The following is a 15,326-nucleotide window of genomic DNA, read 5'->3' on the forward strand; positions in this document are numbered from 1 at the left end:
CAGTCACATTCGACAATTAAATATTAAAAATACTATTTTAGCGCTGCCCAAAAAAACAATAGTAAACCCTCAAATCAACATGATTTACAACAAGAACTGTTGTGAACTGTTTTTATTAACCTATGAAAAAATTAAAGACACAAACTCTTTTAGTACTCGTACTATGCCTGTTTATTCCGCTTATCGGTAGTGCTCAAACCTCAACCAAGACCGTCCCGATGCCCAGTCAGCAAAACAAAATTATCATTGATAAAATTGTCGAGGCTGCCCATTATAAAAATTATGTGACCGATTTTTGTCTGGCAACTATTAGCGAAGCTGCCCTTAAAGAAAAATGGAACGATCAAAAAACGATTGAAATAACGGAGAGTATCAACTACAAAAACTTCCGGGATGCTGTTTATAATATGTTTGCTTTTTATAATGAAATAGAATTGGAAACACTTTTAAAAACCTATCAGAAAGATACTGTCTATCAAACAACCAATGTCATGGTTACCAACGATGCACTGGGTTATAACCTCGAAATATTTGCAAATGATATTGTTCGGGGAAGGTATAAGTAGGTTCTGAGGTTCTGAGGTACTGAGGTTCTGAGATTCTGAGGTTCTGAGATTCTGAGGTTCTGAGGTTCTGAGGTTCTGAGGTTCTGAGGTTCTGAGGTTCTGAGGTTCTGAGGTTCTGAGGTTCTGAGGTTCTGAGGTTCTGAGGTTCTGAGGTTCTGAGGTTCTGAGGTTCTGAGGTTCTGAGGTTCTGAGGTTCTGAGGTTCTGAGGTTCTGAGGTTCTGAGGTTCTGAGGTTCCAATCTTTGTCAAAGCTTACACTTTGACAAAGATGTAATCATAAAAACGCAAAAGAAACTTTGCGAATCTTTGCAGACTTTGCTCACTTTGCGGTAAAACCAGTAATCCTAAAACTAAAAAAAACATTTCCCGGCAGGTACAAGTGAAACCTGAAACGTGCAACTTGAAACCTGAAACCAAAAGCACTATTTCACTTTTGGTTTCAATAGGTACTGAGATTCTGAGGTACTGAGATTCTGAGGTACTGAGATTCTGAGGTACTGAGGTTCTGAGGTACTGAGGTTCTGAGGTACTAAGATTCCAAATCTTTGTCAAAGCTTACACTTTGACAAAGATGTAATCATAAAAACGCAAAAGAAACTTTGCGAATCTTTGCGAAAAGACTTTGCTCACTTTGCGGTAAAACCAGTAATCCTAAAACTAAAAAAACCATTTCCCGGCAGGTACAAATGAAACTTGAAACCTGAAACGTGCAACTTGAAACTTGAAACCTGAAACCAAAAGCACTATTTCACTTTTGGTTTCAATAGGTACTGAGGTACTGAGGTTCTTAGATTCTAAGATTCTAAGATTCTAATCTTTGTCAAAGCTTACACTTTGACAAAGATGTAATCATAAAAACGCAAAAGAAACTTTGCGAATCTTTGCGAAAAGACTTTGCTCACTTTGCGGTAAAACCAGTAATCCTAAAACTAAAAAAAACATTTCCCGGCAGGTACAAGTGGAACTTGAAACCTGAAACGTGCAACTTGAAACCTGAAACTCGAAACCTGAAACCAAAAGCACTATTTCACTTTTGGTTTCAAAACTAATTTGGTGGATGTTTTAATGATCTCTTCTTTGTTCAGTTTCATCTTTCTGAATTTACCGGCATTGTACATCTCAGCCTGATCGTCATAATGTTTACTAAACGGATTACCGGATTGTCCCGTTGGCAAAATACTCCAGCTATTTTCGATATCCGAGAAATCCACTACTCTTCTGGTTGATGGCCCGCCTTTTACGTGATACTTCCCTTCTTTATTGAATCCGAAAAACTGATTGTTTATTACTTCATTCGATCCCGGAGCTGCAAATGGTCCTACATTAAACAAACTGCGTAAAGCAGCTATTTTACCCAAAGGATGTTCATGCTCAACTGTATGCGCTTTACCCCAGTTCCAATCTGCGACCTGATTTCCAAATTGTTCCTGAAGTTCCGCTATGGCTTCATGGAAGGATTTTGAAACGATATCACTTCTGGTTTCTTTTACATTTTTGGTTTTGATGTTGTCCCACCAAACGGAATTTTCATTCTGAATTTGTCTTGCAATGATTTGTTTCCCCAGTGAGGTATCAAGATACAAACTAAAGTTATCGGCTCCCATCTCGTCTTCAAAAGTATTTTTCAGATACAGATAAACCCATTTGTTGTAAATCGTTGGTCCAACATCCTCCGTATTATTGGTTCCTTTCCATGATTGCAAAGCGTTTATCGCTTCTTTTTCTTCTGCTGAAAGCGAACTTCCGGCTACAGTCGAAATTAAACGTTGCACCACTCCTGGTGAAACCAGTGACGTATTGTCAAAAATCATCTTACTGATGGCTTCTTTGTCCCAATCTGATTTTGCCTCCATTAAACCTGAAATTCTTTTGGCACGATCCTCCGGCAAATAATATCCCGGATATAAAAAGCCATCGATAGCCTCAGGCTGGTTGTTGGCAGAATACACATAACCCCATTTTGGATTCTCGGCAGAAGGATTCTTCGAAAAATCTAAATGTTCTTTAATATCGTCTTTACCGCTGGCACCGTCCAAAATAAAAAAGGTATTCACTCCTTTATCATGTTTATAAAGTGCTCCGGTTGCCCACCATGCCACATTTCCTTTAGCATCACCATACATCACATTCAAACCCGGTGCCGCTACAAGCGAAACTGCTTTTCTGAAATCGTCTTTATTTTTAGCATGCGAAAGTCCATAAACGGCATCTAAAATCTGGATGGGCTGTTGTGTATACACCCACGACATTGCAATAGGATTCTTTTTTCCTAAGCGATCCAGCACATCATTCATGATAGGCCCGTGACGGCTTGATTTAACCGTTAGAACAACATCTGACGTATCTTTTACTTTTATCGTTTTTTTAATCGACGTATAAGCCGCAAAACCTGTTGGTGTCTGATATTGATTAGAATCACCCTCTTTATTTTTTTCCTGATAAAAATCGATATCATCATTCTCGAACATCGTCAGTCCGTAAGCATAATTGCGATTGTGCGCCAATAGCGGATACGGCGTTCCGGCCAGATAACAGCCGTACAATTCGAAATCCGGTGTTACCAAATGTGCTTCATACCAGGTCCCTGGCTGTGAAAAGCTAATGTGCGGATCATTTGCAAAAATCACTTTTCCGCTTTTCGTTTTAGTAGGACCGGCGACCCAGCTGTTACTTCCCACAAAAGGAGGAATAAGCGAATTCTCCAGCAATGCCACTACCGACTTTGAAATGGTGGCATATTCTTCGATATTCTCTTTTGAGTTTTTGATCCTGGTGGTATTAAACTCTCCCTCGATCCCTAAATCTTTTAAATATGCAACGCCGTATTTATCACGAATAAAAGTTAACAAAGGATCTGTTTTTTGCGCCATTGCAAAACTAAAAGACATATAACCAAAAATATTATACACGTCTTTTATGGTAAATTTTTCTTTTTTCACTCCTACCAGGGTAAACTCAATCGGCGTTACTCCCTCTTCCATGTACTGATTTATCCCGTCCAGATAAGCCATGGTCATTTTATAACTCTGGCTGTTCGGATCTAATTTTGCTATGGCTTTTGCTGAAGCTTCTTCTATACCGATTCCGGAGAAAAATTTATCATTTTTTAGTGCAACCGATCCAAAGATTTCTGATAATCGTCCGGGTGCAATTCTTCGAAGTAATTCCATTTGCCATAATCGTTCCTGCGCATGAACATAACCAAGTGCTGTCATCGCGTCTTTTTCAGAATCGGCATAAATATGAGGCACTCCAAAATCATCAAAATACACCGTGGTTTCTTTCTGGAGGTTTTTGAGTTGTACTTCACCTTCGTATTTAGGCTTCAGATGAAAAATGTAGGCACAAAGACCAATCCCAAGAATAACAATCAATACCAATAAAACCAACAGAATTTTTTTAATTTTTCTCATATTTATGAAACGTATAAGGATCAATGTTTTTGTAATAATGTCCCTTAAATTTAAAATACTGTAAGAAACATCGCTTTTAAAAGTCTAAATTTATGTATTTAAAATCAACTATGTTTGGGAGTGGTATTTTTTTTCACGCAGATTTTACAGATTTTTTTTGCTCCTTTTATAATAGGCGTCTTTTTGATCGCAGTAAAATCTTTTAAAAATTAATGAATTAACTTTCTACTTTAAAATAACATTCCGAATGCAGTTGAAGAATAACAAACTGCAAACCTGACATTTATCAGGTTTTTTGAATTTTATTTTCCCAACCTTTGCTTTTATTTTAATTTAAAAACAAATGGCAAAACCATCGATACACACTTTCCATATCCCTGTAATGGGTCTCGCATATACAATCGACAGTCCAATTCGAGTGGCACAATTTGGTATTTCATCTGTAGTTTCTATCGCTGATGATGATCTAATTGAGAAGATGCGTAATTTTTACAGTACTAAATTTAATTTTCCCTACGAGGAGATAAGTCAAAAATTTCAGGACTACAGGGCACAGCGCATTACCTCGTATCTCAATTTGGTCGATAAAATTGTGAAAGAGAAATTTGAAAATTTTAAAACGGAATTAATCGAAAGCAAGACTGCGGTAGAAAATTATATTACAATGTTACCGAATACTTCCGACATCAAAAAGGGGTTTCAGAATTTATTGGAGGACGGGATTTCTTTTAAGGAAAACATTCAAAACTATATCGAATCTCATCTTTCACCCGGTTGTATTGACGTGAACATTATGACCAAAATCGACAAAGATAATTTTGAAAAAAACGAACAGCTTCCCATTGAATTTAATGATGCTCATGCCGCTTTGCGAGGTTTCGCTAATAGTGATCTTGAATCTTCAGTGGTACTTTCTGCCGGAATGAATCCAAGATTGTACAGCTATTTCGAAAATTTTACGGATTTCTTTCCCAATAGTAAAAACGAACTTAAAAAGAGAATTATTCTAAAAGTCAGCGATTTCAGATCGGCTATGATACAGGGAAATTTTCTAGCCAAAAAAGGCCTGTGGGTTTCTGAATACCGCATAGAATCAGGACTAAACTGCGGCGGACATGCTTTTGCCACTGAAGGCCTTTTACTAGGTCCGATTTTAGAAGAATTCAAACAGAAAAAGAATCAGCTCATTCAGTCTGCACATGAATTGATGACAAAAGTATTACAGCAAAAACAAGTTCATGTCCCTGAAGTACCATTGCCTTTGAAAATTACGGTTCAGGGAGGCGTAGGTACTGCCGAAGAACACGATTTTTTATTGCAAAATTACGAAGTAGACTCTGTAGGATGGGGATCTCCTTTTTTACTGGTTCCCGAAGCGACTTCTGTAGACCCGGCGACTCGCAAATTATTAATGGATGCCAAAGAAAAAGACTTGTATCTGAGCCACATTTCTCCATTAGGAGTTCCGTTTAATACTTTAAAAGGCACTACAAATGAGGCTTTAAAGCAAAAAAGAATCGAGCAAAATAAAGCAGGAAGTTCCTGCCCGAAAAAATTCCTGGCCTTGAGTAAGGAATATGATCCACATGGAATTTGTACAGCGTCGAAAAAATTCCAGGACATTAAACTGGAAGAATTGGCTGCTAAAAAAAATAGTCTTTCGAAGGAAGCTTATGAGAGAGAACAGTTTTCGATCACCGAAAAAGCCTGTTTATGTGTCGGATTGGCCAATGCGTCCTATTTAGAAAATGATATCCAGATAAAAGGTCAGGCACAGGGAGTTGTTATCTGTCCGGGGCCTAATATGGCCTATTTTGACCAAGAAGTTTCTTTGTCTGATATGCTGGCACATATTTATGGGAATAATTCCATCCTGAGGGCTAATAACAGGCCTAATCTGTTTGTAAAGGAATTAAAAATGTATATCGACTATTTTAGGAATGAAATAAATAATATTTCGGGAGAAATCACCAATGCCCAATTAAAGAAATGGACTGTTTTTAAAGCTAATCTCTTAGAAGGAATTGCCTATTACGAAAATTTGTTTTCGTCTTCTTTCTATTTTCAGGAAGATCCCGAAAAAATCAAATACCAATTCGATTTTTACAAACTGGAACTGGCTACAATTCAAGTTCCAACTTGTGAGTTGGTATAAAGAAACCGCCGATTTAAAATTTAAATCGGCGGTTTTATTTTAAAACTGTTTTTCCAGTTTACTCTTTTTTCTTTTTGCTGCCATCGATAATAGCTCCGGTTCCGGCTCCAACACCTGCTCCGGCTAAACCGCCTATTATTGCACCTTCCCCTTTTCTCTTGCTAACAATGGCTCCTGTCACTGCTCCTACTCCGGCACCTATTACAGCTCCTTTGGCTGCTGAACTCCAGCCTTTCTTTTTGGGAGTGGTTTGTGTTGCGGTCGAGGTTCCGTCAGCTTTGTGATTGACCACTACCACTTTTTGTGTTTCTAACTTTTGTTGTGCCTCTACCTTTTGCTCTTCTCTGATTTTTGCCATTTCCGTTCTCATTGAATCAATAACTCTTTGTTTACTAATTTCAACTTTCATCGAATCAATACTAGCTTGTTTTGCTTTATTGATATCCTCTTTTCCTTGATTCTGGCAAGAAACAAGAAAAACCGCAGCTATAAAAATATATAAAGCTTTCATGAGATTGTAGTTTAAAAAATTATTACACTACAAAGTAAAGAAGAACTTTTTTCTGAAAGCTTACAGGATTTTGCAGAAAACTTATAGAATTTGAAGGTTCTGTTCCGCCACAGCTTATAAAGATTATAATGATTTTAAAAAACTACTTCAATCTATTTGAATCTGCATGGGATTATACTTTGACTTATGCTCCTAAAATTCCTTTTTTAAGAATCTGACCAAAATCATACATGTCTTCATACGAACAATACAATGGAACGGGTGCCAGACGGATTACATTGGGTTCACGCCAATCTGTTATTACTCCATTTTTCATCAGGTAATCAAATAAGCTCCTTCCTTCTCCATGTAGAAAAACAGAAAGCTGAGAAGCTCTTTCACTAAGATTTGAAGGTGTTATAATCTCAAAATTGCCTTTTACCTCTTTATCAATTTCCTGTAGGATAAACTCTAAATAAGCGGTAATTTTATCTCTTTTTACGATCAGGGTATCCATCCCAACCTCAGCAAACATTTCAACGGAAGCCAAATAAGGTGCTAAGGTAAGTATTGGTAGATTACTAATTTGCCAACCGTCTGCTCCATGAACCGGATCAAAATTAGGCTCCATTTTAAAACGACGTTCCTTGTTATGCCCCCACCATCCGGCAAATCTTGGTAAGTCCGGATTGTTGTGATGTTTTTCATGTACAAAACAGCCTGAAGCATTCCCCGGTCCTGAGTTCATATATTTATAACTGCACCAGGCAGCAAAATCTACATTCCAATCGTGAAGTTCCAGTTTAATGTTTCCGGCTGCATGTGCTAGATCCCAGCCCACTTTTGCTCCTGCTTTTTGACCTGCTGCAGTAATTGTTTTCATATCGAAAACCTGCCCGGTATAATAATTTACTCCTCCTATTAACACTAAAGCCAATTCCTCTCCGACTTCTTCGATTTTGGCCAGAATATCTTCAAGACGAATATTATGTTCTCCTTCACGGCGTTTAATTTCTACAATCGCATCTTCTGTTTTATAACCATGAAAATGTACCTGACTCTGAAACATATATTGATCTGAAGGAAATGCTTTTTCCTCACAGATGATTTTGTAACGGGTTGCTGTTGGCTGATAAAAAGAAACCATTAACAAATGAAGATTTACAGTCAAAGTATTCATTACCGTTACTTCAGAAGGTAAAGCTCCGACTATTTTACTCAGGGGTTCGGCGAATCTTCCCTGATAATCCCACCATGGTTTTTCGGCATAAAAGTGACCTTCTACGGCAAGATCTGCCCAATCGTTCATTACTTCATCAATATAAGCTTTGGTACGTTTTGGCTGTAATCCTAAAGAATTTCCGGTGAAATAAATCACTTTTTTATCATTAACTTTTGGAAATATAAATTGGTCCTGATAGTGATTTAAGATGTCCTCTGAATCGAGTTGTTTCGCGAATTCGCGTGTATTTTGAAAAGTCATTGCGTTTGTTTTGAATCGTAAAAATAACAAAAATTGTTTATTTTGTTTCAAGTTTCAGGTTTCAAGTTACCAACAGAACCTAAAACCTGAAACCTGAAACTTGAAACCATTATAAAATAGAAAACCCGACAAGTTTAAAAACCTGTCGGGTCTGTCTATAAGATAAATTCTAATTAAAGAATTAACATCGCATCTCCGTAAGAATAGAATTTGTATTCTTCTTTGATCGCTTCTTCGTAAGCTCTTTTCATTAAATCATGTCCACAGAAAGCAGAAATCATCATTAATAATGTTGATTTTGGTGTGTGGAAGTTTGTAATCATACAGTTGGCAATACTAAAATCGTGAGGAGGGAAAATAAATTTATTGGTCCAGCCTTCATAAGGGTTTAAAGTATTTTGAGAGGAAACTGAACTTTCGATGGCACGCATTGAAGTTGTTCCAACAGCACAGATACGTTTTCTACCTGCTTTTGCAGCATTTACGATATCACAAGCTTCTTGTCTGATGATCAATTCTTCAGAATCCATTTTGTGTTTGGACAAATCTTCAACCTCAACCGGGTTAAAAGTTCCTAAACCTACGTGAAGTGTTACTTCTGCAAAATTTACTCCTTTAATTTCTAATTTCTTCAAAAGGTGTTTCGAGAAGTGTAAACCTGCCGTTGGTGCCGCTACAGCTCCTTCTTCTTTTGCATAAATGGTCTGGTATCTTTCAGCATCTTCAGCCGTTACTTCTCTGTTGATGTATTTAGGAATCGGAGTTTCTCCAAGTTCTGTCAATTTATTTCTGAATTCTTCGTAAGATCCATCGTATAAGAAACGTAAAGTTCTACCACGTGAAGTGGTGTTGTCGATTACCTCAGCCACTAACGAATCGTCGTCGCCAAAATAAAGTTTGTTACCAATTCTGATTTTACGGGCCGGATCAACCAAAACGTCCCATAGACGCTGCTCTGAGTTTAATTCTCTTAATAAAAAAACTTCAATTCTTGCTCCTGTTTTTTCTTTGTTTCCGTACAAACGTGCCGGAAAAACTTTAGTATTGTTAAGGATCAAAACGTCTCCGTCATCAAAATAATTGATAACATCTTTGAACATTTTGTGCTCTATAGTTTGTTTTTGACGATCAATTACCATTAAACGAGACTCGTCTCTATTCTCTGCTGGAAATTCCGCTAAAAGTTCTTTTGGTAAGTTGAATTGAAAATGTGATAATTTCATATTGACATTGCTGATTTTAGAGTGTAGATTTTAGATTTTTTTATCTAAAATTGTAAATCGTGTGCAAATATACGATTGTGAGATAGGCGTTGTCAAGTGTTTTGCTGTTTATTTTCAAAAGCCTTTGGTTTACTGCCCCTTAGAGTTCCTTAAAAATGAAAGTTTTAGCTTTTTTTTAACTTTAGAGGAAACCAAAGTTCATTTAATCCGAACTCCTGAAAAATTGCTGTTGCTTTTCCTGATCAAAATCAAAAATAAATCCACAAAAAAACCTCCGGTTTGAATCGGAGGTTATTGAACTATGTTCAGCTCTTAAACGAGTTTCTATTTTTTATAGTGTTTCGACAATTTCAAAGTCTAATGCTTTCAAATCATTCCAGAAATCAGGGTACGATTTTGAAACTACTCCCGCATCTTCAATAACAATTGGTACTTTTAAAGCCAAGGGTGCAAATGCCATTGCCATGCGGTGGTCATTGTAGGTTGCAATCTTCACATTGTGCTTAATATTTTCTGATGCCGCCAAAGTCAAACTGTCATTGGTTACTGAAATGGCAGCTCCTAATTTTGTAAGCTCAACTCGTAATGCTTCCAATCGGTCTGTTTCTTTAATTTTTAAAGTATGAAGACCTGTTAAATGACATCCTATACCTAATCCCAGACAAGTCACAACAATCGTTTGCGCAATATCCGGAGTATTGTTCAATTCAAAATTTACATTTTCAAACTTAAAATTCTCTTGTTTTACCAAAGTCATTTGATTGTTCTGAAAAGTAGTTTTCACTCCTAATTTTTCATAAAGTGATACCAATTCAGAATCTCCTTGTAAGCTGTTTTCTTTGTAACTGCTCAACGTTATAGAAGCAGTATCTGCCAAAGCTACTAAACTAAAGAAGTACGAAGCCGAACTCCAATCCGATTCTACTACCATTTCTTTAGAAGCGACTTCTGTTTTTGGATATACTTTAATCACATTACCTTCAAAACTGGTCTGAATATCTAAATCGTTTAGCAAAGCCAAAGTCATTTTGATGTATGGAACCGAAGTGATTTCACCTTCTAAAGTCAATTCTAAGCCATTCTCCAGTTTTGGTGCCACTAATAAAAGTGCCGAAATGTACTGACTGCTTACATTGGCTGCCAAAGTTACTTTTGAAGCGGTTACTTTTTTTCCTTTGATTCGAATTGGCGGATAACCTTCTTCTTTTTCATAGGAAATCTCGACTCCCAATTGTTCTAAAGCTTCTACCAGAATCTTTATTGGGCGCTCCTGCATTCTGCTGGAACCGGTCATGACTACTTCGCGGCCTTCGTTTACTGCAAAATAGGCTGTTAAAAAACGCATCGCCGTTCCCGCATGATGAATGTCTATGATTTCGTCATGGCCAATTAGTGCTTTTTGCATTACCTCACTGTCATCGGAGTTGGAAGTATTGGCTAAAGTAATATTTGGGAACAGTGCTTTTAATAACAACAAACGATTGGTTTCGCTTTTTGATCCGGTTACTGCAATTTGTCCTTGTAAATTATGTTGAGTGGTTTGGAGTAGTAAATTCATTATAGGGTAATTATATTATAGCATTTTTGCAAATCTATTTTAAATAAAGGACACTCCAAAACTTTACCGGGACTTATCACATTATTTTAATTTATCGTTGTTTTTATGACGATCCTTGTCCCGAACTGATTTCAAATCCATTTTTTTATCAAAAGCAGCTTGTAAATCTATTCCGGTTTGATTGGCCAGACAAAGTACTACAAAAACAACATCGGCCAGTTCTTCTCCTAAATCTTTATTTTTATCGCTTTCTTTCTCTGACTGTTCTCCATACCTGCGGGCAATAATACGGGCAACTTCACCTACTTCTTCGGTAAGCTGTGCCATATTGGTTAATTCGTTAAAATAACGAACGCCGTGTTCTTTAATCCAGGTATCTACATCCAGTTGTGCATTTTTCAAATCCATAGTTCTATTTTTCAACAAAAATAATTCTAATCTTTTAATACCGCTAGATTCTCTTTAAAACAATTTTCTCTGTTTCTTTAGCGATCATCCCTTTGTAATATTCTTTTAGCATTTCATATTTTTCAGTAGATACAATTGCATCATTAATCTGGTGCTGCACTGTGATTTGTAAAAGATTATCGTTTGCTGCAATGTTAAACTTAAAAGTTCCTAAATTCTCTTCCATATTGAAAATTGCTGGTGCAGGTAGTGTTTCTACTGCGAATCCTTCAGGAATTTTAAGCGTAATATTGTATTTATCAGTAAACGGGAAACCAAAATCTACCGGATATTCTCTCACTTCCTGTTTGAATGGGTTTTCCTTATTTGCAAAAAACAACATAGGGCTCACATATATTTTACCACCAATTACTTCACATAAATTATTCCCTGTAAAAGAGTACGATTCAACAATAGGCAATAGAATATCCTTTTCATTGGTTTTGGAGTACTCACTAATTTCAATTTTATTGTTTTGGTTTTCCAATTTTTCCAGATATTCCTCTTCTTTGAGACTAGAAATATTATGTCTGGTGATCACAGCATTGTAATCCGTACATTGTCTTCTGGTTTTTCCTGTGATTTTACCATCAGGATCAACGCTATAATTCATAAACACAATGTCATTCGACGATTTTTTAGGCATCAAATCTACTTCTTCAGAACTTCCGTCTTTTCGAATCAATCGACCGTACCAGTTTAGAGCTCTAAATGGTAAAACATTAGGGGTTGAATACTTATCTGAAGCATCTAAAAGGATATTCCCCTCTGGTGTTTCAACTGCCGCAATAACATAATTAAAAGCAGTTCTGTTTGGAAAAAGAGAAATCCCGTTAGAACGTGTACTCACTAAAACCGGATTTGCGGTTAATCCTGCGTAGCGCAACATAGCAGTTAACATCAAATTAATATCGGCAATGTTTCCTGACTTTTCTTTATAGGCTTTCTTAACACCACTGTCACAATTGTACCCGTTATAGTCATTCCACTTTACATTAGCCTTTACGTAATTTAAAATGGTTAGAATTTTGTCCTCCGGAGTGTTTTTTCCTGCCAGTATTGCCTTTAAATCTTCTTCAAAATATCCAGTTTTATTTAATTCAGGACCAAAATCATCATATTCGTAAATGGTTTTGACCACAGAATTCCAATCTGTCGAATACATTTTTAATTGTGCATTTAGATGTTTTGTCATTGATAATTCATGCTGAATGCTGGATACGTAATTGTCAATATTATTTACAAAAGCTTCCTCTTTCATAGCCGGAAAATCTTTTGCTACATAAGTTGTTCTTGTTTCAGTATAATTAATTTTATCTGTAGAAAATGTTGTCGTACTGTTCATCCCTTCACTTCTTTCTTTACTTGTGAGAGTAATCGTCTTTAAACCTTTTTCTACTGTTAGTTTAGGAAAGATATATCCTTTCTGTCTTGAATTAAAGACATAATACTCCGGAATATAGGTGCTAAACTCGGAATAATTCACAGGAATACTGTTTTGAAATTCCCACTCCCTGATAAGTCGATCACTCGGACATCTTAAAACATATCGAAATTCAATAACAGAACCTTCTTTAACATTAGGCATTGTAATCTTTTTTTGTGACCTGTATTTATTGACTACTTCATCAAACACTCCATCGCTCTTCAGTTTTGTCTTTTCGATTTTCCCTCCAACCAAATTGTAAGTAACAGCATCACTAAATGTTACCTTTTCTTTAAAGCCACTCTCATTACCGTACCATACTTTTTGATTAGCCCACTCGTATCCTGCCTTTTTATAAATTTTAATTCTGATTTCAACTTCTGTAACGGTAATAAAACCTTCATTTGAATCATACTGTATACTGGCATTCCCTTTTTTATACAGAATAGCAGCTACTGCTGATGAATCTTTAGGGTGTACTTTTTCCTCTAGTTCTGCAACAGATACTTTCCCTAATTTAAACTCTTGTGCTGAAACTTTAAACATGCCCAGCAGCACAATTAAAAAACTTAAAAATTTGATTGGTTTCATTTTGGTTAGTTCTTGGTTAATATAATTTTGGCATTATCATTTTTGGCTATCTGCTCCATAAAAAGACGATAGTCATCGTATTCTTTGTTGGAGTATTTCCCTTTATTTAAAAACAGCGAACGTTTGTACAGCAGTTTATTGTTTTCTTTTTTGATAATTTCGGTTTTGTATGCTCCGAACTTTCCATTTAATTCGAAATTTGAGGGCAAAAATTCAATCGTAAAACCCGCAGGTAAACTAACCTCAATTTCATCAGTATCTAAATACCCACGCTGAATTTGAAATGAATTTTTTCTGTTTCGGATTCTCTTTACGTTCGTGGCACTTTGATTAAATGCATCAACAGCAAAAATTAGTTTATTCCCTGAGACTGTTGCATAATTTAAAGCACTAAGCTGGACATCTTCGGTAAAACGTATCGCCTCTTTGTTATTGTTCAAAGCTATTTTACCCAATTTCAGGTTGTTGATATTGTCCCAATATTCTTTGTAGTGGGCTTCTTTTTCGGTTGGCTGTAAATGCTCAATCCGTGTTTTCGAAGCGTATTGAGAACCTTCTGAATGTATTAAAACGGAACCGGAAAAATGTCCGTTTTCATCTATTGTATAAGTACCTTTTTCATTTTGAGTGTTGCCTTCATCTGCATACACTTTTGTTCGCACAATTTCACCACCCTCAGGTTTAATAACTAATACATCTCTGTCATCCGTAAAAGTTCCCTGATACCCGAAAGGATTGTCCTGACTCGTACATTCTAACCAAGTATAACTATCACCTGTGGGAATTGCTAAAATAATATGGTTTCCTTGTTGAGATACAAAATCTGATCTAATATCCATTTTATATGAGTCGCCATACAGTTTTGTATAATAAGATTCTACACCTACGCATTTCAATAATGCTTTAGTATAATTAGTCAAAGCCTTACAGTCACCATAGCCTAATCGATCAACATCTTTAGCAAGCATTGGTTTCCAACCTCCTATTCCCTCATGAATAGCAACATACCTAACTTTTTGTTGAAGATACTTATAAATTATTTTTGCTATCTCAATGGCATCTTTCTCATTCCCAACCAAAGCTTTCATTTTTACTTTCGTTTCCTCTGGAATATCTTCAGTACCAAATAAAATTTTATCTCCCCACCATTTACCAAATTCTTTCCAAGTCTTGGCGTTCCCATCAACCCCTTCAAGATTAAAATATTCAAGTCCCATTAAAAGACTAGGATATATTTCATTAAAACTCGGGCTATAATCTTCTGATTTTTGTGCCAAAATAGCTGCTGCAACGTACGAAAGTTGAGTCTCACTGTCGACGATCTTTTTTATATTAAAATCTAAAAATTGATATTCTTTTTTCCTAAAACCTAAGCTAGCTGGATATTTAATGTTCAAAACATTCTTTTCAACACTAATATAATATCCCTCTAATGGCATCCACGTTGGAATAAAAGCAGTTGTAGAAGTTTGTGTTTCACTATTATAAACTACAGTGTATGGGTACGAAATTGGGGTATATTCTAAAAAAAGATATCTATTATCAGAAATAAGTGTACCGCCATCAACTGCGCTTTGATCTTTAAAATCTTTTCTTTTGACTTTTTTTATTTCATTTCCAAAAGCGTCATAAATAATAGCTTCAATACTATTAACTGACGAATTTTTACCATAATCTTCATAAGCATTTACCGCATTCGAACCTTTTTCATTTAGTACCGTAACGATTCGTTGCGTTTTTATAGTCATACTACGTTGCGAAGAAATTGTAATATCAGTCTGATTTAGACGAACTACTGCATTGGCATTTTCTTTAAGACTGTCGGCAATTGCAGCCACAGCATATTCGCTTTTTTGAGCGGAAGAAATAAGGGTAAACAGGCAAAAAAATAACGTAACAACCAGGCTTCTCATTTAGTAAGTAATTTCGCCAAATATATATTATTTTTAGAAATCCTTAACATTTGTCTAATAT

General features: G+C 36.1%; 10 protein-coding genes. 2 read left to right on the forward strand and 8 right to left on the reverse strand.

Translation table 11 applies throughout. The features are described from left to right. The first annotated feature begins 122 nt into the window (after positions 1 to 122). Positions 123 to 566, forward strand: coding sequence for a hypothetical protein (locus tag LNQ34_RS06000; RefSeq protein ID WP_229998954.1), 444 nt, complete (start codon positions 123 to 125; stop codon positions 564 to 566). Positions 567 to 1,588: 1,022 nt separating this feature from the next. On the opposite strand, the gene LNQ34_RS06005 is transcribed toward LNQ34_RS06000, so the two are convergent. Then, positions 1,589 to 3,979, reverse strand: coding sequence for a penicillin acylase family protein (locus LNQ34_RS06005; RefSeq protein ID WP_229998955.1), 2,391 nt, complete (start codon positions 3,977 to 3,979; stop codon positions 1,589 to 1,591). A gap of 343 nt (positions 3,980 to 4,322) precedes the next feature. Between LNQ34_RS06005 and LNQ34_RS06010 the strand changes: the two genes are divergently transcribed. Further along, entirely contained in the window at positions 4,323 to 6,134 is a 1,812-nt protein-coding gene (locus tag LNQ34_RS06010; RefSeq protein ID WP_229998956.1) for a hypothetical protein, read from the forward strand. 58 nt (positions 6,135 to 6,192) lie between these two features. Here the strand turns inward: LNQ34_RS06010 and LNQ34_RS06015 are convergent, their stop codons facing one another. From LNQ34_RS06015 to LNQ34_RS06045, 7 genes are all read right to left on the reverse strand, one after another. Continuing rightward, entirely contained in the window at positions 6,193 to 6,645 is a 453-nt protein-coding gene (locus LNQ34_RS06015) for a glycine zipper family protein (RefSeq protein ID WP_202702560.1), read from the reverse strand. 184 nt (positions 6,646 to 6,829) lie between these two features. Beyond that, the gene (gene kynU / locus LNQ34_RS06020) at positions 6,830 to 8,107 is read right to left on the reverse strand and encodes a kynureninase (RefSeq protein ID WP_202702561.1); all 1,278 of its coding nucleotides are present in this window, start codon (positions 8,105 to 8,107) and stop codon (positions 6,830 to 6,832) included. Positions 8,108 to 8,280: 173 nt separating this feature from the next. Beyond that, entirely contained in the window at positions 8,281 to 9,330 is a 1,050-nt protein-coding gene (queA, locus tag LNQ34_RS06025) for a tRNA preQ1(34) S-adenosylmethionine ribosyltransferase-isomerase QueA (protein WP_173965934.1), read from the reverse strand. Positions 9,331 to 9,661: 331 nt separating this feature from the next. Then, positions 9,662 to 10,888, reverse strand: coding sequence for a 3-phosphoshikimate 1-carboxyvinyltransferase (gene aroA / locus LNQ34_RS06030; protein ID WP_229998957.1), 1,227 nt, complete (start codon positions 10,886 to 10,888; stop codon positions 9,662 to 9,664). An 81-nt stretch (positions 10,889 to 10,969) separates the two neighbouring features. Then, positions 10,970 to 11,296, reverse strand: a complete 327-nt coding sequence (locus tag LNQ34_RS06035) for a nucleotide pyrophosphohydrolase (RefSeq protein ID WP_012022600.1) — start codon at positions 11,294 to 11,296, stop codon at positions 10,970 to 10,972. 43 nt (positions 11,297 to 11,339) lie between these two features. Beyond that, positions 11,340 to 13,352, reverse strand: a complete 2,013-nt coding sequence (locus LNQ34_RS06040) for a transglutaminase family protein (RefSeq protein ID WP_202702563.1) — start codon at positions 13,350 to 13,352, stop codon at positions 11,340 to 11,342. A gap of 5 nt (positions 13,353 to 13,357) precedes the next feature. Next, positions 13,358 to 15,265 carry a DUF3858 domain-containing protein gene (locus tag LNQ34_RS06045; RefSeq protein ID WP_229998958.1) on the reverse strand — a complete coding sequence of 636 codons (1,908 nt, stop codon included), beginning with the start codon at positions 15,263 to 15,265 and terminating at the stop codon, positions 13,358 to 13,360. Positions 15,266 to 15,326 lie beyond the last annotated feature (61 nt).

Origin of the sequence: Flavobacterium lipolyticum (assembly GCF_020905335.1) — a bacterium.
Lineage (GTDB): Bacteria > Bacteroidota > Bacteroidia > Flavobacteriales > Flavobacteriaceae > Flavobacterium > Flavobacterium lipolyticum.